Genomic DNA, 19,736 nt, shown 5'->3' on the forward strand with positions numbered 1-19,736 from the left:
GCTTGCAAATGGAGTCTTGGGCTTACATGCCCTTGACTCCTTTTTCGATGCGCTCACCGATTTTTTCATCGATATTGCGCCAGTATTGAAAGGCGCGCTCCAGTACTGGTTCGCTTACGCCTTTTTTCAGGTGACCGACAACGTTGGAGACCAGACGGTCCCGCGCTGCGTCGTCCAGCACCTTGTTCACCATGGTGTTCGCCTGGATGAAGTCGTCATCATCCTTGCGCGGCGTGTAGGCGGCGCGGATGAAATCACCGCTTGCGTTCCAGACCTCAACCTGCGGATACTGTTCCGGATCAGCCTTTGGCCCGCCCTTGGAGTTGGGTGCGTAAACCGGGTCGCTGACATTCTCCACCCGCATGGCGCCATCCTTGCTGTAGCTGTGTACAGGCACGATGGGGCGGTTAACGGGAATGTGCTTGTAGTTCACGCCCAGGCGCGCACGGTGCGCATCCGCATAGGAGAAGAGGCGCCCCAGCAACATTTTGTCCGGGCTGGGCCCGATGCCGGGAATGAGGCTGTTGGGCTCGAAGGCGGCCTGTTCGATTTCTGTGTGGAAATCAGTAGGGTTGCGATTCAGAGTCAGCCGCCCCACTTCGTGCAGCGGGTAGTCGCTGTGCGGCCATACCTTGGTCAGGTCAAAGGGGTTGAAACGGTAGGTTTCGGCTTCTTCGAACGGCATGATCTGCACCATCAGCGTCCAGGTGGGGTAGTCGCCATTCTTGATGGAGTTGAACAGGTCGCGGCGATGGTAGTCGCCGTCTTCGCCTGCGATGCGGTCAGCCTCTTCCTGGGTAAGGAACTCGATGCCCTGATCGGTTTTGAAGTGGTACTTCACCCAGAACCGCTCCCCTTTGGCGTTGGCCCACATGTAAGTGTGGCTGGAGTATCCGTTCATGTGGCGCCAGGTTTTGGGGATGCCCCTGTCGCCCATCAGCCATGTGACCTGGTGGGCGGATTCAGGGGAAAGGGTCCAGAAGTCCCACTGCATGTCGTGGTCGCGCAGACCGCTGTCGGCGCGGCGTTTCTGAGAGCGGATGAAATGTTGAAATTTCATGGGATCGCGGATGAAAAACACTGGCGTGTTGTTGCCCACCATGTCGTAGTTGCCCTGGGTTGTGTAGAATTTCAGGGCAAAGCCACGGGGGTCGCGCCAGGTATCCGGGCTGCCGCGTTCGCCCGCAACGGTGGAAAAACGTATCAGGGTGTCTGTCTTGACCCCGGGCTGAAAGCATACGGCTTTGGTGTAGGCGCTCACATCCTTTGTTACCTCAAAGTACCCAAAGGCGCCCGACCCCTTTGCATGGGGTTGCCGTTCGGGAATACGCTCCCGGTTGAAGTTCGCCATCTGCTCGATGAGGTAATGGTCCTGCAACAGTACGGGGCCGTCCGGGCCGACTGTGAGTGAGTATTCGTCACTGGCTACAGGGATGCCCGCATCATTGGTGGTTGGGGGGGATGATTTTTTGTCGTGTTCGCTCATGCAAATCCTCCAGTGTCATTTTGTGCGGTTTTACTGCCGCATGGGTTCTTTCAGTTTGTTAAGAAAAGTAAAGACAATGTATTCCAGTTACTGTGTTGTGCATAAAAAGACATGCTGTGTTTGTTATCACGAATTTTAATTCATGGTCAACGTTGCTACCCGAAAAATGACGGAATATTTTTAATTATACAGCCTGTTCGCCTGCTCACTGTGTCTGGATGAGTTGCTTGTTGTTGAAAAAGACGGCAACTTGCTAATGTTATGGAGTAAAATGTAATTTACCGGAAAATGGTTCTCCAAATAATACATATTTGCCCCCGATTGCTGGATTGCTTCCGTTGGAACAACCAAGAAGGGGGTGCTGGAGAAATACCGCCCATGGGCGCCAGATTGCTGCAAAGACAGGACAACCGCGGCGGGATATTTGCCTTTTGGGCTAATCGGTGGTTTTTATAGTCAGGGGCGCTACCCAGACATTTTATTCCCTTAGCAGCAGGGAGGGGGCATGCACGAAACCGAAATACTGCTCCGCACGTTGCAGGAGGATGTGAACCTGCGGCACGCTTCGCCTGAAGCGCTTGACCGCCTGGCCCAGAACGCCCGGCGGGTGGCGTATGAGAAAGGGGATTATGTTTTTGATGCCGGGGATCCTGCCGACTACTACTATCTGGTGGAAAGCGGTCGCGTCGTGCTGGCCAAGGAATCACCCTCAGGAAAAGTTTTCACCTTCATGATTGCCTTGCGGGGCAGACCGCTCAACGCCATTACCTGCTTCAAGTCCGGAGTCCGTTTTTTTTCGGCCCGTGTTGCGGAAAAAGCGGTCTTGATTGCCATTCCATGCCACGTTTTCAAGGCCTGGGTCCTGGATAATCCTGATGTGGTTGCCGGTATCCTGACAACCATGGGTAACTTGCTGGATGGCGCCTATACGCGGATATTGGATATCATTGACGAAAGCGCCGAAAAGCGCGTGCTGAACTCCCTGGTCATGCTTTCCGCAAGAGTCGGCACGGAGCTGCCACTGACCAATAACGACGTTGCCGAAATGACCGGCGTATCCCGCGAGACAGCGGCGCGGGTCATTTCTCGCCTGCAGGAAGGCGGCCTGCTCGAAAAATCCCGCGGCTCCATCAGAATATTGAATTTGGAACAACTTGAAGAGTTGTCCACCAGTCCGTTTTTCGTTCTCTAAGCCGCATATTTTCTCCTTTAGTGATCCAGATCATTGTTCGCACCTGTCTTTCGGGGTAGCGATCTGTTTTACGAATCAAAAAAAGGGTGAGCCCTGAATCAGGAGAAGACAGTGGAAGGATATTTCGTAACGTTTTTTACACAACAGAATCGGGAACATGACGGCACCCCCCTCGCGAGTTGGATTGTAGAGGAAGCCAAGCGGCTTGGGGTGCGTGGGGCAACGCTTTTTTCCGGCAAGGAAGGCTTCGGCCACGACGGCAGGTTTCATTCGGAAAGCCTGTTTGATCTCGAAGATCCTCCGGTGCAAGTCGGCATGGCGCTTACAGAGGCCGAATGTGAAAAGTTGATGGTCCGCATCAGGGAAGCCCGTCTACGCGTTTTTTTCACCAAATCGAAGATTGAATTCGGGTTCACATCGGAAGATTGAGCCTGTGGCATCAGCTTTGGCCACTGCTGCCAAGCAGGCCGGTCAGACTCGCTTTTTTCGAAACTATCTGCATGGCGCAGTCGCGCCCTCTTTGTAAGGAAACAATAATGATAGGTCCTCTTGTCAACGCTGGGGCGTTGCTCGCCGGCAGTGTTGCCGGCGCACTTCTTGGCCCCAAACTCAGTGCAAACCTGCGGCTCCGGATGCCAATGGTTTTTGGTTGCGCCTCCATGGGATTGGGCGTGGCCATGATCGTCAAAGTCAAATTTCTTGCCCCGGTCATACTTGCTTTGGTGGTGGGGGCCATTCTTGGCGAGCTTATCCAGCTCGAAACCCTCATTCAGAAAGCTGCCAGCAAAAGCCGCAAACTGGTGGAAAAGCTGACCAAACCATCCGGAGATATGCCCCAGGAGGAATTCCTGGATAAATTCGTGGCGCTTTTGGTGTTGTTCTGCGTCAGCGGCACTGGCGTGTATGGCTCCATGACGGAAGGCATGACAGGCGATCCCACGTTGCTGATCGTCAAGGCGATTCTGGATTTCTTTACCGCCCCTATTTTTGCTTCAACCATGGGCTTGACTGTGGGGATTCTGGTCGTACCGCAACTTTGCGTCCAGTCCACCCTTTATCTGGCTGCATCGTTGATACTGCCATTGACCACTCCTGATATGTTGGCCGATTTTTCCGCCTGCGGTGGGCTCATCATGCTTGCGACGGGCTTTCGCATTTGCGGCATCAAGCAATTTCCCGTGGCGAACATGATTCCCGCGCTGATTATCGTCATGCCGCTGTCATGGTTGTGGGCCAGGTTCTTTTGACAGATCGGATGCAGGGGGGTAGGACCACGGCAATGATGCCATAACTATGCAACGTACAGCGGGCGCTTACGGTTATCCGAATCGCACCAACTGGGGGAAAGCATGGATCGTAGATTTTTCCTGCAATTATGCGCCATGGCGACAGCTTCAAGCCTTGTGGGCTGGCGTTTTTCCGGTAATGCCCATGCGGCCGCGCACGGTGGCGCCTATGATGTGATTGTGGTGGGCGCCGGTCTTGGTGGTCTCAGTTGCGCTGCTTTCCTGGCCAAAAATGGATTCAAGACCCTGCTGCTGGAGCAGTACGCAGCCCCTGGGGGCTATGCTAATTCATTCAAGCGACTGACCCAGGGGCGGGAATTCACCTGCGAAATCTCTCTGCACTCCAGCTGTATGGATAGTCCTGATATGCGCGCCATGCTCAAGGAGCTGGATGTCTGGGACAAGCTTTCCCTGGCGCCGCACCCCCATGCGTGGTCGTCGCGTTTTCCGGATTTTGCCGTGGATATTCCCGCCAAGGCCGGTGTGCTGGGATTCAAGCGCCAGATGGTGGAGCTTTTTCCACAGGAGGCCAACGGGCTGGAGGCGTATTTCACGCTTTGGAAGGATACCCTTGAGGAGATGCAGCGCCTGGAAAAGGATCTCCCTGGCCTGGAAGAGTCGAAATTTCCCGAAGTCTTCCCCAACCTTTGGTACATCCATGATAAAACCGTGGGCCAGCTGGTAGACGAGCATATCCAGGAGCCCAAGGCAAAGGCCGTACTTACCCAGAGCTGCGGGTACTACGGACTGCCCCCTTCCAGATTGGCGGCGTTTTACTACCTTATCCCCACGGGAGAGTATCTGGAGCAGGGGGGCGCGTATCTCAAAGGAACTTCCCGCTCCCTTTCTGAGGCGCTGGCCGCTTCCGTCACCAATGCAGGAGGCGAGATTCTCTATGCCAGCCGCGTCACCTCCGTCATGGTAGAAAATGGCAAGGCCGTGGGCGTAAAAACCAGGGAAGGTAACGAGTACACAGCCGGGGCTGTTGTCTGCAACGCCAGCGCGCCCCAGTTGTTTGAAACGCTACTGCCGCAAGGGGCGCTCCCCCAAAAAGATAGCGCCAGAGTGGAAAGCTACTCGTTGAGTCCGGGCAGCTTCATTGTCTGGCTGGGGCTGGACAAGGATATCACCAAAGAGCATCCGGATCCCGAGACCAGTTATTTTGCCGGCACGGATATGGATGCCGGTTACGCTGCTGCCATGGACTGCAATTATGAGCATGCCGGCTTCTCCATGATGGTCTACGACAACCTGGTGCCAGGGTTCTCGCCGCCAGGGTGTTCGAGCATCTGTCTTGTTTCGCTCAGCGGCCATGAACACTGGAAGCCTTATGAAAAAGACTACCTGGAGGGGCGCAAGGGCGCCTATCATAAGGAAAAGAAACGGCTCACCGATCTGCTTATCGCCAGGGCAGAGGAACGCGCGCTACCGGGCCTTTCCAAAATGATTGTGATGCAGGATAGCGCCACGCCGCTGACAAACCTGCGCTATACCCTGAATACTGGGGGCGCCATTTACGGCTATAATCAGACCGTGGACAACTCCTTCATGAGCCGATTGCCAAATGCCACCGGAGTGCCTGGGCTGTTTCTGGCCAGTGCATGGGGCAATCCCGGGGGCGGTTATGACGGCGCATTGATGGGGGGGAAGTCTGTTTTTCGCGCTGTTGCAGAATATCTGACACACAAGGCGTAACAGCCTGGAGAACTTATCTTCGGGGGCGGTTCAGTATTTCGTGTATGGTGCGCATGAGGGCGTCCTTCTCCACCGGCTTGGCAATATAGGCATCCATTCCGGCCGCAAGGAAGCTTTCCTGCTCGCCCGTCATGGCGTACGCCGTCAGGGCGATGATGGGAATATCCACCTTGGCAGCGCCTGCCTCACCAGCGCGAATGCGGTGTGTGGCCTCCACACCGTCCATTTCCGGCATTTGCACATCCATGAAAACAATGGCGAAATCGTCATACTTGACTGCCTGCAGAGCTTTTTCTCCATTCTCCACAGTTTGTGGGGCGCACCCCGCTTTCTCAAGTATTCTGGTTATGACAAGGGCGCTTGTCTTGTCGTCTTCCGCAACCAGCACCCGCAGCCCTTTGGGGATGTGCGCCCTGACGTCAGGAGCGGCGGATGTTTCTCCGGTGTCACTCTTATCTATCTTGAAAGGGAGGCATACGTTGAAGGTGGAACCAACGCCGGTTTCACTCTCCACGCAGAGGGTGCCATCCATGAGTTGCACCAGGCGTTTGACAATGGAGAGCCCCAGACCCGCCCCTTGAAATTGACGGGTGTAGCTGCCGTCGAGCTGGGTGAAAGGTTTAAAGAGCTTGTCGACCTTTTCATACGGGATGCCAACCCCCATATCCTTGACAGAGAAGAGGATTCTCTGTTCGTCATCACGTTTTGAGCGGGCGAGCTGGGCCGTCAGAACGATTTCTCCAGCGCTGGTGAATTTGAGGGCGTTCCCCACGAAATTGTTGAGGATTTGCTGTAGACGGCCTTGATCTCCTATAAGTCTGTGGGGAATGCCCTGGCCGATCTCAAAACGCAATTCCAATCCCTTTTGTCTGGCCGCAAACCCGAATAACTGCTCCACGTCCCCCAGGGAATCTTCCAGGGAAAACGATGTCTCCCTGAGTTCCATCATGCCGGCCTCTATGCGCGAGAGGTCCAGAATATCGCTGATGAGTTGCACCAGACGGCGGCAGGCCTGGATGGACATCTCGGTGTATTCCGTCTGCTCGGCAGTCATTTCCGTGCTTTGCATCAACACCATCATGCCCATTACGCCATTGATTGGCGTGCGGATTTCATGGCTCATGTTTGCGAGAAACGTGCTTTTCGCCTCATTGGCAGCTTCGGCTTCGTTTCTTGAGCGCCGCAGGTTTTCCTCCATTATTTCGCGGAGGTGAATGTCGCGCTCCAGGGATTCCGCCATGGCGTCGAGTGACGATTCCAGCTTGCCGAGGGAGCCGCCCCCGTCTGTGAGGCCGGAACGGGCCGACATGTCTCCCTCGCCCAGTCTGCGGGCCAGGGACACCAGCCGGGTCAGTCTGTCCACAATACCGAACTTGCCCACATACCAGGCAAAGAAGGAGGACAGCAAAAGGGAAAACAGCAGCCACCCCATGTAACGTACGGTGATGGCAGCCGCCTTGGAAGTCACAATTTGTTTTGGAAAACCCACAAATATATTCAGGTACGGGGGGCTGCCCGGCATGGAAGACAGCCGGCGTACAGCAAATACACGTGAAATGCCATCTGATCCTTTGGAGGTGAAAAGGCCGCCGTGCTTAATATCTTGAACAGTTTTCCACGCTGCAGGGGCAATGTGGGTGCCCACGGGGTTGGTTTCTTTAGCCGGATAATAATAGAGACGGATTCCCTTGTGGTCCGCTAGCCCTACAAACGAATCAGGCGGGAGCTTGGATTGTTCGAAAATCCGGGAATAATCCTGTAATCGTAACGATGCCAGGACAATACCGATAATAGTTCCGTGTTCATTTTTTACCGGTTGCGCAACAGGCAGGATAGGCACCCCGCTCACCTTGCCGATGGAGTATTCGCCGACAGAAAAGGCACGAGTCTGCAAAACGCCTATGATTTCCTTGCGCTCAGATAAGTTCTGCCTTTTGAAGGCCAATGCCGAGGCCAAGGCTTCGCCGTCCGGCGCAATCAGTGCAAAATTCACATAGTTGGGATTGGCGCCAAGATAGTGTTTTAATAGTGCGTTGCAGGCCGGAATATCCATGGTTTGCACAGGGGGCGATGCCGCCAGATTGGTCAGCGCCTCCTTGATGCGACGAATTTCATTCTCCTGGGTGAAGGCGAAAAATTCCGCCAGCCGCATTGTCGTGCTTTCTGCATGATAAAGCTCATCCTGACGCCGCTCCAAGCCGGATGCCAGGATAAGGGCAAACATGGGCAAAATGCCGAACAATACCACAAGCACCAGGTTGAACCTGACGGAAGTAGGAAGAAAGCGTTTCACCCCAAAATTGCCCCTGATACAGTTCGCATAACATACGCCTTTTCAATACGTATTGCCGCTGCAGGGCGATGCTTGCCCACACATTTTCTGGATGTCCAAGAGGAGCGTAAAAAGCGGTACATTTAAAAGGTGAATATTGTTTATCCGCCTCAAGGGGGAGCGTCCAGTCGAAAGATGGAAAAACATTAGAAAAAAATTATAATCTGAGTGCGCCGTGGACAGTATATAATAAAGCGCCTGGAGCTGTATGCAGCGTGCATGCAACTCCAGGCGTTTGGCAGGGTGCCGATAAAACGCGGCGCAATGCCGCTAAAGGGAAAAATTACGTCAGGTCCTGCAACACTTGCTGCGCCCACTCCTTGACTTCCGTATCCTCAGGGTCTCCGTCGATTTTCAGGGGTGTGCCCACAATAACAGCGCCAAGCTGCTGGGATTTCTCTTCAATGGCGTCCACAGCGCCACAGAAATATTCGTAGGAAGAATCACCACATCCAAAAACCGCAACCTTTTTTCCGGAAATCCCGGCTTTGTCCAGATCGTCGAAAAGAGGGATGAAATCTTCCTGCAGTTCGATGGAATCATCTCCCCATGTGGATGCCCCCAGCAGTACGGCGTCGTACCCGTCGGCAAGGTTGTCCGCGGTGACGTCGGCAGCATTCTTGGTGTCCACATCCATGCCCCCGGCTTTTAAGACAGATTCGATCATGTCTGCGACGGTTTCTGTGTTCCCTGTTGTTGAACCGTAAACGATCAAGGCTTTGCTCATGATACTCCTCATTATACCTGCGATAGGCGGTTTGTGTAACTCTATTTACAGATAGCGTATCCTTTGCCAGGGAGTTCTGCATTGCCCCCTCTTATTTGGGCGGAGGGCAATGCAGTGATTTGTAAGCCATATGATTTTGAGGTTGAAAGTCGTTATCATACAAATGCTGTGTCATTGCATCAAAAAGCGTTGCCATGGCGCGGCTTAGGGATTTGGGTACAAGGTAGGAAAATAAGTAGCGAAGATCCTCGTATGGAAAAGGGCAGGGACCAGGTGGTCAGAATTGAGAAAAGAGAGTGCAAAACACCATACTAATGTCGCCAGCGAATCGCACAACAATTTGGGGCGGGGCAGCCGCGCCAGGGCGCTTTGTGAAAAGATACAATCCATGAGGGTGCTCGCGCAGTTTCCTCGCAATTGCAGGCTAAACCGCCCAGCCAAAAGCAGCACTTTCATCGCTGGACCGCACTGTCGGGGTCTCGCGCACAAAGTCAGTATACTGCCAAAATGTTTTGGGAATCTCAACATGCACGTCAGCTTCCAGTTCCGGAATGGTGAACAAAAAGTACAGACTTTGATTCGGGGGCGCCACGTACATTTTGTCCGCCATCAACTCCTTGATGCGCATGGGGTGCAAGCCAAAGCGCTGAGCTGCGTCCTGGATGAACTGACCGATTTTCACCATGCCATCGTGAGAAAACTGCACCATGTGCAGTTTTACATGGTAAGCCTTGCGATTATTGAAAAAAACGTTCATTCCTTCTGTCTCGACCATGCCGAGGATGTCTTTTGGATAAAACACGGGTAACTCCTTTTTACATGGTTGCGTCACATGCAGTGCGATTGTGACCATTGTTTATTGAAAATGATTTTCATTGTCAATATTTTTGTCATTCTTCCATAACTGCCTGATTTTTTGATTTTTTGGATTGGAGTGAAGGGGCGTGGGGGGGTATTTTGAGTCTTATGAGAGAAGAAAGCTGTTTCATAGCTTGAGTATAAATACGCGCCAGATCGCTCTTGCCCTGGGCATTTGCCAACAAAAAAAGGCACCTCGCCGCGTGCAAGGTGCCGATTTATTGTATAAAGACCGTCAGTTTATTTCAGAAAGCGTTTTCGATTTTTGATGCCGATGAGGCCGAAAAGGCCGGAAGCGAGTGGTCAGACCTGGCCGGTGTAATTGCAAGGCGTTTGTTACTTCAGGGAGCGAGGGGCGCCCAAAATACCGCTGACGGCGTACTTGACGCCATGGTCAGGAATGGCTTTTCTGCAATCGGATGGAATATTGCCGGGCTCGGCATTGAGTCCAAACACTTCTACACAGAAATTATCCCCTTTGGGCCAGACAGCGACAAAGCGGAAGAAGTCCTGCGGACTGCCGTCAGGGCGAAACAATTGGTAACGCTGTATGCTAATGTTCTTTCGCTGTTGGACTGCGCCCGTCTTTTGCCATGCCCGTGGGGGAATATGATTGTTGATGCGTATTGTATCTGGAAGGTCCCAGGCCTGCGCAACAGAACTAAAAAACAGGGCGCCAACAAACGCGATACTGACAGTAACCAAGCATGATCTCTTGAGCATTTTCCCTCCTGTAAGTTTATTGACCAGTAAACTTCAAGAAGAAAGAAGTCAATATGTTGCGTGACTTGTAGGATGTTCACACACCTTGGCGCAACAATGGCAGGTGGGGCGGTACTCCTCCCATTTTTTAGAAGATCTGAAAAGTAGAGGCTATGCGGCAGCTCTCAGTTTCTAGACCTCTGAGATGCCGCCAATGTCCATGGGCGCTGTTCATTGTTGTAGGTCCAGAGCTAGCGCGTTGCGAAATACTGGACTTCCTTTATAGATGGGAGAACCCATTTTAGCGACCTCACTTTTACAGTTGAATAACAGTCTTTGTGATGGAGAGTTCACAGCATCTCAGGCAAACGAAGAACATGTGAAACCTGCTCTGTGGCAATTCGGCTGAAATGATCCGAAAAAAAAACACTGTGCATGAAGGATGAGTTAGAATGAAATATGCAGGGGGTGTTTGTGCGGCAAGGTTGGGTTTGAAGTAGAAGGAAATTTTGAGCGTTTTTTCTTTGTCATTGCGAACGATGCCGTAAAGACACCGGCTCCTCCCACGCTGCAAATCTGTTTTCCTCCACAGCCACGTTGAGATGCTCTCCGGTGAAGGGGGCGTGCGGACATTCAATCTCAACTCAACGGGACATATCAAGCGCTTTTGCACCAATTGTGGTTTAGCCCTTCCGAATATTCAAATGGATGGAGCACTTCTTGTCGTTCCTGCGGGCAGCCTCGACAACGACATACCGGTCAGGCTGGATGGCCATATTTTTTACGCAAATAAGGCCAATTGGGATGCCGAACTGGAGAATGTGCCCATATTTGACCGGCTACCCGAAGAAAATAACGAATGAACCAAAGGGCTTTTACGGGTGCAGGGAACGCCATGCCAATGCAAATGCCACTGTATGTCTGCGTATAACGGAAGAGCCTCAGATCACGCGCTTTCGTCTGTTTGCCCATTCGATAAGAGCGGCTATTCCTCCAAGCTGATAGGCCGTACCGGCATCAAACGCTTCCATTATGGCCGATTCGTCTTCAAAGTGCTCCAGAATGGAAACAACCCCTCTGACGGAATCAGTCAGTGCATTCTCCAGCATAACCTGCAACAGCGCCGTGATTTCCACTTGAGGATACTGTTTACGCATTTGGGCGATAGCCTGAGCCGTCATGTCCCGCACATACTGCTTTCCAAAACTCTCATACTCGGTCCCCTCTGACCGTGCCAACAGGATAATAACCTTATGTCGGTTTTCGATCCAGAAATGCAGCAATTTTCCAGCCTCTCCTTCCGAGTATGAGAGGTTGGAATCAATACCTTGAGGCTGATCAAATTCCGCAATCCTGTTTCGGGTCAACCGAGAAAATTCTTCAACGAACTCAGGTGTTATAACGGCCCTAAATAGGGCCTTCTTGTTTGGGTAATATGTATAAATATTTCCGGTAGCGATACCGGCTTTCTTGGCGATAGCTTCTACCGTTGTTTTCCTGAATCCGGTCTGTGCAAACAAGACTTCTGCTGCGGTAACAATCTTGTCTCGGACGATCTCTTTACGAATCTGAACCATGAATTCACCCTCTTGACGCTCAAAAAAGAATATTGTATTCACTTTTAAAACGAATACACTGTGCCCTTTTGTTGTCAGCAATAATGGTGTCGTAATACTGCAAAATTACAGATCATTATACAATCAAATCAAGGAAGAACAATGCAAGAAAAAATCACGACCATTGCCCTTCAGGAGACTGAAATTGCGAATAATTTATATGATTCTCCCGTTACCATCGCTACAATTTTTCAAGGAAAACCGCCAGTCGACTTTCTGAAGGAGCGAGCCCAGCAAATCCTGTCAGCCAATCCGTGGCTTGCATCCAGATTGGAAGCTGATGAGCAAACAGGAACGCCCTACCTCGTCTATGCAGAGAATCCGCCGTTATCTCCCTTCTATGAGCAGGTCGACGTGGCTGATATCTGTGTAACTGGAACAACAGTGGATTCCATTTTAGCAGAAACGTACACCATGCCGCTTTCCCCTTCCTTGTCACAAATATTTACGAAGCATGGTTTTACTAGTCTGAATACAGGTGAACCGCTATTTAAAACACGACTCTGCACGGGGAGTGATGGCCGGTTCATGATTGTTGTCTCCATGAGCCATATCCTTGGAGACGGCTTCACTATATATCGTATATACCAGATGCTTAACCCGTCGGAGGCCGTGGTTTCATTGATGCCTGAACGGAGCACGTCGTTCCAGGAAGTGCTAGAAGCCACCGGTGGCTTACCCGGAAGTATGTGGATTCCGAGATCCGGCGCCGCCCAATCTTCCAACAGCAAATTAAACTGGCTGGTGGAGTCAAAAGCGCTGTGGTGCACGAAAGAAACGCGCGAAGCCATAGGGCTGACCCACGGAGAAGAAGAAGATGTTCCAGCAAAAAAGGCTACATTCAGCGGAGGTTTGTTTCAGGTTAATATGGAATGGGTGGCAGAGCAAAAACGAATGTATCAGGGGACAGACGCCATCCCCTGGATATCGACCAACGACATACTCGCATCGTGGTTTTTGACCAGAAGCCAGGCAAGCATGGGAGCTATTGCGATTAATTCGCGCAACCGAACTCCCGAGATCGGGACACGCCATGCGGGTAATTACCAGCTTGGTTTTCTGCTCTGCCCAGAGGAATATACGGACCCGGCTGCGATACGCGCATCGGTAAAGTCTTTCTCGGCCTCCATCAAGTCGGGCTGCACCCCAGGACCGGGGGACACCCTTGCTCTCATCAGCAGTTGGACTCAACGCTATAGTGATCTGCATTTTGGTACGGACTGTCGTCTGCTTCTCCACCTGCCCCTGGCTCCTGCAAGGCTTGGTCCTCCGACTCTGCAGGATTCGGTCATGATCCTTTTCTGTTCTGGTAACGGAGGTCTTGCCGTCGCGCTTAAATCGACCAAACTTGCGAATTTTCTGGACCAGACAGCTTTGGGCGCCTCATTACTGGGATGATATTCAGAAAGCAGCCAACTTGATTCCCAGCAGCACCAGACATTGCAAAGGCCTGGAAGATTTGCTTCCAGGCTTTTTCGCTGTCTCTCTTTCGGACGTGCTCCTTCTTTTTAAGGGAAAGCCGTTTCAAAAGGCTTTCTGGCTGGTAATCTGAATCAAAGAGAAATACGCGCCTGAACCACGGCTACGGCATTATAGTTGGGGGATATCTATGCTTTTGATGATGTGTCATGTGGTCGAACCAGGTGTTAACGTCTTACGTGTCTCGTTTCGGATAGTATGTTAACTTTGAACACGAAATCCGTGGCGCTATGCCGGTAATTACCCGGCAAACGAGTGGCTCATGATCACCATTGTGCAACCTTCTGCTCCTGTTGATATGTAAGGGGATAGGGGAATAGCGACAAAATTTTGAAAACAAAAAAGCCACAAAAACGCGGTCCGCAGCTTTGTGGCTTTTTTGTAAAAGGCAATTGTGGTGGGCAATACAGGATTCGAACCTGTGGCCTTTGGCTCCGGAGGCCAACGCTCTATCCAACTGAGCTAATTGCCCGAAGAGTGTACTTATAAGCTTGAGCAAGGGGCGCTGTCAACGCTGGAGTTGCAGTGGGCGAGGATAAAATAGCCTTTGCAAGGCAGGTGCGGGCAGGAAATGGCGTAAGATTGCGTGATTGTGGGGTTCGGAGTGAGGAAAGGACGTCCACAAGGGGAAGCCGGGCTTCCCCTTGTGGCGACAACACAACTGGGAGGATCAACTATCGGGACGGAGCTGCAAGAGCTCCACAATAACCTTATCGGTGTTGGCAAAGGCCTTGGTGCACAGGTTGGAGAGGGCCACGGCAGTGGTGCGGATGTCCGGGGAAACAAGCCCTTCGTCCTGTTGCACGCCGCGTTTGTCCATGGCCATCAGGGCGGCGGCGTATGCTTCGCCCGCAGCGGCCGAGACCTTGAGGCCGCAGGAGCCCTTGGCGCCGTCGCAGAGCATACCCATGAGCGAGGAGATAAGGGACGCCACGGCGTGTTCGGCCATTTCCGGAGTGCCCCCTTGAATTCTGACCATACCAGCCGCGGCGCCTGCTCCGGCCGCCACAGAGCAGCCACAGATGGGGGTGAGTCGCCCCGTGTAGGTTTTTACGTAACCGGTGACCAGGTGACTGAAGGCCACGGCCTCGGCGAACTGGCGTTTTGACGCGCCCACAGCCTCGGCCACGGTGGCCACGGGGATGACGGCGGTAATGCCATGGTTGCCGCTGCCTGCGCTGCTCATGACGGGCATGGATTTACCAGACATGCGCACGTCCGCGGCCGCGCCGGCCAGCTTTTTCACAGAGGCGAGCAGACCGCTGTTGTCCTTATGATCTTGCAGGGTGGCGCCCACGCCCAGCCCCCAGGAGCCTTCCAGCCCCTGTTTGGCCACGGTCATGTTCATTTCCACGCCTTCCAGCATGTAGGCCTCGAGCTTGTCGTCCAGGGAGCTGGCCAGGTCCCAAAGGTCCTGAATGTCCTTGGTCATCAGCTCTTCCAGGTACGGGGGCAGTCCCGCCACGCTTTTGGCCTCGGTTTTCGGGCGTTCGTAGGTGACAGCGCCATTTTTGACCACGCTCTCCAGCAGGTCGTGGCGGTCCTGAATCACGGCTTTGACTTCACAGCCAGCATTACGGAGGGTGACGCCGACGTAGATGGTCGGCCCTTCGTCCTGAACATTGACCGTTACCTTGCCGGCATCGACCATGGCCTTTGCGCGGTCCACCACGTCTTCTGGAATGTCGCTCAGCACAAGCAACCCCTTGTCGGCGTCGCCGGCCAATGCCCCCAGGACCACGGCAATGCGGTTGCCGCGTAGGCCTTTTGCCCCCGGGATGCCAACATCCCGTCCGTTCTTGTAAATGTTCAGGGACACATCGAGGTCAATGCTTTCAATCTCACCTTCGAATTCCCGGGCCGCGTATGCAGCCGCAAGGGCCACTGCCACCGGCTCGGTACAGCCCATGGCCGGTTTCACTTCATTTGAGAAAAAATCATGCAGATCCATACGATACTCCTTGGTGCCGCTCTTGTGACGTACGCTTATTTATGATGCGGCGATGCACGCCCGCCAGAGGCGGGCAGGTATTATTCAACACTCCATGAATGCGGCGTCGCTTGCACCAAGCGTCTTGGCCGCGGCGATGACGTCCTGCACCTGGCGCTCGGACTGGCCGATGTGCTTGGAGTAGTCCATCAGTTCGGTCAGCTCTTCCTGGGAGAGATTGGCGGAGATATCCGGACTGTCGAAGAGCAGTTCACGGAAGGTCTTACCCTTGGGCGCCGTGGCGGCCAGGATGGTGTCGCGTATCAGGTGGTGGGCGGTCTGTTTGCCGACCTTCTCGCCCAGGCGGAACATGAGCGCCTCGGAAAAGAGCATGCCGTGCAGCATGTCCAGGTTCTGGGTGATGCGCTCCTCGTCGATACAAAGGCCTTCCACCACAAAGACGAGGGCGGAGAGCGCCTTGTGCAGCATCATGCTGCTTTCGGGAACGGAGTGCCAATCCAGCCGCCAGGCGCGGGTGTCGCGTTCATGCTCGGCCACCATGGATTGCAGGCCAAGTTGCACGTTGCTCATGACCACGCGGGTCATGGCTACGACAAATTCTGTGACCTCGGGATTGCGTTTGTGGGGCATGGTGCTGCTGCCCACGTAGTGCTCGCCAAGGGGTTCCTGAAATTCGCCGATCTCGGTGCGCGCAAGCTGAAAGATTTCGTTGGCAATGCGGCCGATGGTGCCGGCCAGCAGCCCCAGCACGCTCTGATACTCGGCCATGGTGTCGCGGGCGCTGCCCCACCCGGTGGGGGGGAGGTCCAGTCCCAGCTCTTGCATCACACGCTCTGCAGTGGGGTAGGCCTTTTCGCCCAGCCCGGCCATGGTGCCAGTGCCGCCATGCAGCATACCGATGAACACGCGTTTGCGCATGTCCTTCACGCGCTCCATGCCGCGGCGCAGCTCTGCCGCCCAGTTGGCGAACTTCAGCCCCAGGGTGATGGGCAGGCCTTGCTGATTGTGCGTGCGCCCCGCCATGGGAAAGGTGGCGTACTTTTCGGAAAGCTCCAGCAGGGTTTTTTCCAGCCGCGCCAGATCGCGAAAGAGCAGTTTGGAGGCTGCCTTGATTTCCAGAACGCCCCCTGTGTCCTCAATGTCCTGCGTGGTGGGGCCATAGTGGATGTATTCGCCCAGGTTGCCCTGGCAGCGCTTTTGGACGGCCTTCAGCAAAGGCACCAGGGAGTGCCCTGTCTTTTGCAGTTCTTCCTTGATGAAGTCGGTGTCAAGCTCTTCCACGCGGGCCTTTGCCTTGATTTCGGCAGCGGCTTCCGCGGGAATCACGCCCAGTTCGGCCTGCACAGCGGCCAGAACCACTTCAATATCCAGCCAGCGCTGGTAGCGGGTGCTGTCGTCAAACAACTCGCGCATTTCAGGTGTGCACCAGCTGGCCCCGTAAAATTCAGAATCAATGATATGCGGCATTGGTATCCTCGTCAGGAGTTACTAATGGTGAACAGAAAAGACTCCACACCGGGGCGGTTTTCCAAATCCAGCGCCCAGGCGACCATATTTTTGCGTTGCTGGGGCGAAAGCAGCTCTCCGGTGAGTTGCCCCAGCTTGTCTTCCATGTCTGCAACGTCCATGGGGTTTTCCGGATCGCCCTTGCGAAAGCGGTTCTCTTGGGAAAGCACGCGTCCGTCTTTGCAATGCACTTCCACCCTGCAAGGGCGACTGGCTGGAAAACCGGCGTCCATCTTCGGATCAAAGATTAACTTCACCCTCTTGGCGAGCTCCCGCACGGCGGGGTCGTCAATGACGGTTTCCGTGAAGTTTGCAAAGGTGAGGGCGCCGTTGTTCAGCAGAAACGCCAGGCAGAACTGATTTGAAAACTTGGCCTGCTCCAGGTTGGCGGGCTCAGGTATGCCTGCAATATCGATGGCGCGTTGGTAAACGTAAGCGTCTATGCGCTCCACATCCTTCGGGCGCAGTTGCTCACGCTGCATGATGGTAGAAAGCGCATCCAGCATGCTGTGGGTCTGCCCGCATGTGGGGTACCCCTTGAAATTGACTTCTGAAATCTTGAAGGACGAACCAAGGCCCTCGGTCAGCTTTTCATACAATGGGGCTTTGGAAGCGTAGGCGCACAGGCCTTTTTCGCCTTCAAAGATGTGGGTGGCGCCCTCTATGCCCGATGCAGCGAGTAGGGCGGCCTGGATGCCGTTTTGCACTGCCTTGGCGGGGTGCAGGGGTTTGGCGCGTACCGCGCCGTCCTGCAGAAACTGCCACACCCCTGCTGCCTGAGTGCCGGCATGTCCCAGCGCCCAAATGGTCTGCAGTTCATCCAGCCCATAGCACTTTGCAGCTGCTGCGGCAGCGCCAAAGGTGCCTGCTGTTCCAGTGGTATGGAAGGTGGCGTAGTGTTCCGGCCCAAAACATTCCCCAGCCCTGATGGCCAGGTCGTAGCCGCAGACAATGGCCTCCAGCATGGTTTCGCCGGGCAGTTCTCGCTCCTGGGCCAGGGCCAGCACCACGGGAATCACCACTACGCCGATGTGCATGATGGACTGTCTGTGCCCGTCATCGGTTTCAGTCACATGCCCCCTTGCGGCGTTGGCGAACGCCGCCCACACGGGGGGCAGATTCTTGCCGCCGATGATGCTGGCAACGCCGGTGTGCCATCCGGACATGGCCGTGGCAAACACGGTGTATGTGTCGGCCAGTTCATGCCCATGGGCGTTCCAGGCCGCGCCAAGGTAGTCGATAAGGCAGAGCCCCGCCTTGTGCTTCACGTCTTGCGGTAGCGCAGCTGCCTTTACGGAGCAGATATACGCCGCCAGCGTCTTGGAGAAGGATTCCGTCATATCGCTGCTCCATTGGCGGGGGCGCCGTATTTATAGCGCCGGTAGACGGCCTTGATGAGCGGCGTGGCAATGAAGAATGCAGCGCCGATGAGCAGCACCAGGCTAATGGGGCGGGTGACGAAAATCATCAACGACCCGTGCGAGAGCGTGAGGCTCTGGAACAGGCCGCGCTCCATCATGGCGCCCAGAACGACCGCCAGAATCAGCGGCGAATGCGGCAGGCGGCACTTGTTGAAAATATAGCCGATTACGCCGAAAGCGATGGCGACCCAGATGTTGAAAATATTGTTGCCCACGGCAAAAGCGCCCGTCAGGCAGAGAATGGAGATGGCAGCTCCCAGGATCTCCCGCGGCAGCTTGAAGATGAGCTGGGAAAGCGTACGCCCCAGCAAAATGCCCAAGGGCGCCATGAGAATATTGGCGATCAGGAAGCAAACCACAATAAGGTAGGCAATATCCGGCGTATCGCGGAACAGCGAAGGACCGGGCCTGAGTCCCTGAATCAGCAACGCCCCTAAAAAGAGAGCAGAGGTGGAGTTGCCGGGGACGCCCAGGGAGAGCAGGGGCACCATGGAGCTGGCCACAACGGAGTTGTTGGCTGCTTCTGGCGCGGCGACGCCCTCTGGTATGCCGGTGCCGAATTCCTTGTCCTTGTGCGTGCGCGCGGCCTGGTCGTATGCCATGTAGATGGCCATGAGCATGCCTGCGCCCGGGATGATGCCGATGACATTGCCGATGCCGGAGCTGACAAGCCAGGTTGGCAGGAGCCGCTTGATCATGGGCCACCGCAACATGATGCGGCCAATGCGCGGAATGGTGACCTCAACGTTTTCGCCGGCTTTCCTGCGCAGTCTTTGGTCGCAGATGGTCTCGGCCAGTTCCAGCACGCTGGTAACGCCAAAGAGACCGATGAGCATGGGAATGAACGGGATGCCGTCGAACAGGTTGGGGCTGTCAAAGGTGAATCTGGGGTAGCCTGTCAGCGGGCTGATGCCCACGGTGGAGATGAGCAGGCCGATAAGGCAGACAATCAGGCTTTTGATGACGTTGCCCCCTGACATGCCGGCCACCGTGGAAAGGCCCATCAGCGCCAGGGCAAAATATTCGGGCGGTCCGAACTTCAGGGCGTAGCTTGCCAGGATTGGGGCAAAGAAGAGCAGAATGATGGAGCTGGTAATGCCGCCGAAAACCGAACTGTAGGTGGAAATGCCCAATGCCTGCCCGGCCTGCCCCTTCTGCGCCATGACGTGTCCATCCATGGCCGTGACCACCGATGACGCCGTGCCCGGGATGCGTAACAGGATGGCGGGAATGGATCCGCCGTAGCAGGCCGCGCAATATATGCCCACCAGCAGCGGAAAGGCATAGTCCGGGTGCATGGAAAATGTGACCGGAATGAGGACGGCAAGGGTGATGCTGTCGTTGAGCCCGGGAATGGACCCGACGATAAGGCCGATGGCGACGCCGCCGAGCAGAAACAGGAAAACCGTGGGGTCTGCCAAATGGAGGAGTGAGGCGATAATATGTTCCATGTCGTTCTCTCTACAAAGAAAAATGTATGCTGGA

15 protein-coding genes, 1 tRNA gene and 1 pseudogene are annotated in these 19,736 nt (G+C 54.4%); 7 read left to right on the top strand and 10 right to left on the bottom strand.

All coding sequences use genetic code 11. The features are described from left to right. Positions 1 to 22: 22 nt before the first annotated feature. Positions 23 to 1,486, bottom strand: a complete 1,464-nt coding sequence (locus tag ACZ5EH_RS11505; RefSeq protein WP_464274023.1) for a catalase — start codon at positions 1,484 to 1,486, stop codon at positions 23 to 25. 505 nt (positions 1,487 to 1,991) lie between these two features. Between ACZ5EH_RS11505 and ACZ5EH_RS11510 the strand changes: the two genes are divergently transcribed. From ACZ5EH_RS11510 to ACZ5EH_RS11525, 4 genes are all read left to right on the top strand, one after another. After that, a complete protein-coding gene (locus ACZ5EH_RS11510) occupies positions 1,992 to 2,678 on the top strand; it encodes a Crp/Fnr family transcriptional regulator (protein ID WP_464274024.1) in 687 nt (228 codons plus the stop codon). Between the two features lie 111 nt (positions 2,679 to 2,789). Beyond that, a complete protein-coding gene (locus ACZ5EH_RS11515; RefSeq protein ID WP_464274025.1) occupies positions 2,790 to 3,107 on the top strand; it encodes a DUF190 domain-containing protein in 318 nt (105 codons plus the stop codon). Positions 3,108 to 3,214: 107 nt separating this feature from the next. Beyond that, positions 3,215 to 3,925 (top strand): DUF554 domain-containing protein, encoded by a 711-nt coding sequence (locus ACZ5EH_RS11520; RefSeq protein ID WP_464274026.1) that lies wholly within the window; start codon positions 3,215 to 3,217, stop codon positions 3,923 to 3,925. A 102-nt stretch (positions 3,926 to 4,027) separates the two neighbouring features. Continuing rightward, positions 4,028 to 5,659, top strand: coding sequence for a phytoene desaturase family protein (locus ACZ5EH_RS11525; RefSeq protein WP_464274027.1), 1,632 nt, complete (start codon positions 4,028 to 4,030; stop codon positions 5,657 to 5,659). A 13-nt stretch (positions 5,660 to 5,672) separates the two neighbouring features. Here the strand turns inward: ACZ5EH_RS11525 and ACZ5EH_RS11530 are convergent, their stop codons facing one another. From ACZ5EH_RS11530 to ACZ5EH_RS11540, 3 genes are all read right to left on the bottom strand, one after another. Beyond that, positions 5,673 to 7,952: an ATP-binding protein gene (locus ACZ5EH_RS11530; protein ID WP_464274028.1), complete on the bottom strand. Its 2,280-nt coding sequence runs from the start codon at positions 7,950 to 7,952 to the stop codon at positions 5,673 to 5,675. A gap of 322 nt (positions 7,953 to 8,274) precedes the next feature. After that, entirely contained in the window at positions 8,275 to 8,718 is a 444-nt protein-coding gene (locus ACZ5EH_RS11535; protein ID WP_464274029.1) for a flavodoxin, read from the bottom strand. 424 nt (positions 8,719 to 9,142) lie between these two features. Then, positions 9,143 to 9,520: a hypothetical protein gene (locus ACZ5EH_RS11540; protein WP_464274030.1), complete on the bottom strand. Its 378-nt coding sequence runs from the start codon at positions 9,518 to 9,520 to the stop codon at positions 9,143 to 9,145. A gap of 218 nt (positions 9,521 to 9,738) precedes the next feature. Between ACZ5EH_RS11540 and ACZ5EH_RS11545 the strand changes: the two genes are divergently transcribed. Together ACZ5EH_RS11545 and ACZ5EH_RS11550 are read left to right on the top strand one after the other, a co-directional pair. Continuing rightward, positions 9,739 to 10,287: a hypothetical protein gene (locus ACZ5EH_RS11545; protein ID WP_464274031.1), complete on the top strand. Its 549-nt coding sequence runs from the start codon at positions 9,739 to 9,741 to the stop codon at positions 10,285 to 10,287. Between the two features lie 570 nt (positions 10,288 to 10,857). Continuing rightward, positions 10,858 to 11,141 (top strand): annotated as a pseudogene (locus tag ACZ5EH_RS11550) (GFA family protein); the annotation flags it as partial. 78 nt (positions 11,142 to 11,219) lie between these two features. On the opposite strand, the gene ACZ5EH_RS11555 reads toward ACZ5EH_RS11550, so the two are convergent. Beyond that, on the bottom strand, positions 11,220 to 11,855 hold the full coding sequence (locus ACZ5EH_RS11555) for a TetR/AcrR family transcriptional regulator (RefSeq protein ID WP_464274032.1): 636 nt from the start codon (positions 11,853 to 11,855) through the stop codon (positions 11,220 to 11,222). 141 nt (positions 11,856 to 11,996) lie between these two features. On the opposite strand from ACZ5EH_RS11555, the gene ACZ5EH_RS11560 reads away from it, so the two are divergent. Further along, positions 11,997 to 13,292, top strand: a complete 1,296-nt coding sequence (locus ACZ5EH_RS11560; protein WP_464274033.1) for a hypothetical protein — start codon at positions 11,997 to 11,999, stop codon at positions 13,290 to 13,292. 476 nt (positions 13,293 to 13,768) lie between these two features. Here the strand turns inward: ACZ5EH_RS11560 and ACZ5EH_RS11565 are convergent. From ACZ5EH_RS11565 to ACZ5EH_RS11585, 5 genes are all read right to left on the bottom strand, one after another. After that, positions 13,769 to 13,845, bottom strand: a tRNA-Arg gene (locus tag ACZ5EH_RS11565). 198 nt (positions 13,846 to 14,043) lie between these two features. Then, on the bottom strand, positions 14,044 to 15,324 hold the full coding sequence (locus ACZ5EH_RS11570; RefSeq protein ID WP_464274034.1) for an L-cysteine desulfidase family protein: 1,281 nt from the start codon (positions 15,322 to 15,324) through the stop codon (positions 14,044 to 14,046). 84 nt (positions 15,325 to 15,408) lie between these two features. Next, positions 15,409 to 16,791 (bottom strand): class-II fumarase/aspartase family protein, encoded by a 1,383-nt coding sequence (locus ACZ5EH_RS11575; RefSeq protein WP_464274035.1) that lies wholly within the window; start codon positions 16,789 to 16,791, stop codon positions 15,409 to 15,411. Positions 16,792 to 16,802: 11 nt separating this feature from the next. Continuing rightward, positions 16,803 to 18,170 carry an MmgE/PrpD family protein gene (locus tag ACZ5EH_RS11580; protein ID WP_464274036.1) on the bottom strand — a complete coding sequence of 456 codons (1,368 nt, stop codon included), beginning with the start codon at positions 18,168 to 18,170 and terminating at the stop codon, positions 16,803 to 16,805. Next, positions 18,167 to 19,702: a tripartite tricarboxylate transporter permease gene (locus ACZ5EH_RS11585; protein WP_464274037.1), complete on the bottom strand. Its 1,536-nt coding sequence runs from the start codon at positions 19,700 to 19,702 to the stop codon at positions 18,167 to 18,169. Before ACZ5EH_RS11585 ends, ACZ5EH_RS11580 begins: the two co-directional genes overlap by 4 nt. Positions 19,703 to 19,736 lie beyond the last annotated feature (34 nt).

It is taken from the genome of Desulfovibrio biadhensis, assembly GCF_055388615.1.

Bases quoted from the DNA above. Each gene is read 5' to 3' on its own strand.
- ACZ5EH_RS11535 (WP_464274029.1), bottom strand. From the start codon at position 8,718: ATGAGCAAAGCCTTGATCGTTTACGGTTCAACAACAGGGAACACAGAA.
- ACZ5EH_RS11555 (WP_464274032.1), bottom strand. From the start codon at position 11,855: ATGGTTCAGATTCGTAAAGAGATCGTCCGAGACAAGATTGTTACCGCA.
- ACZ5EH_RS11520 (WP_464274026.1), top strand. From the start codon at position 3,215: ATGATAGGTCCTCTTGTCAACGCTGGGGCGTTGCTCGCCGGCAGTGTT.
- ACZ5EH_RS11575 (WP_464274035.1), bottom strand. From the start codon at position 16,791: ATGCCGCATATCATTGATTCTGAATTTTACGGGGCCAGCTGGTGCACA.
- ACZ5EH_RS11525 (WP_464274027.1), top strand. From the start codon at position 4,028: ATGGATCGTAGATTTTTCCTGCAATTATGCGCCATGGCGACAGCTTCA.
- ACZ5EH_RS11560 (WP_464274033.1), top strand. From the start codon at position 11,997: ATGCAAGAAAAAATCACGACCATTGCCCTTCAGGAGACTGAAATTGCG.
- ACZ5EH_RS11570 (WP_464274034.1), bottom strand. From the start codon at position 15,324: ATGGATCTGCATGATTTTTTCTCAAATGAAGTGAAACCGGCCATGGGC.
- ACZ5EH_RS11510 (WP_464274024.1), top strand. From the start codon at position 1,992: ATGCACGAAACCGAAATACTGCTCCGCACGTTGCAGGAGGATGTGAAC.
- ACZ5EH_RS11505 (WP_464274023.1), bottom strand. From the start codon at position 1,486: ATGAGCGAACACGACAAAAAATCATCCCCCCCAACCACCAATGATGCG.
- ACZ5EH_RS11580 (WP_464274036.1), bottom strand. From the start codon at position 18,170: ATGACGGAATCCTTCTCCAAGACGCTGGCGGCGTATATCTGCTCCGTA.
- ACZ5EH_RS11585 (WP_464274037.1), bottom strand. From the start codon at position 19,702: ATGGAACATATTATCGCCTCACTCCTCCATTTGGCAGACCCCACGGTT.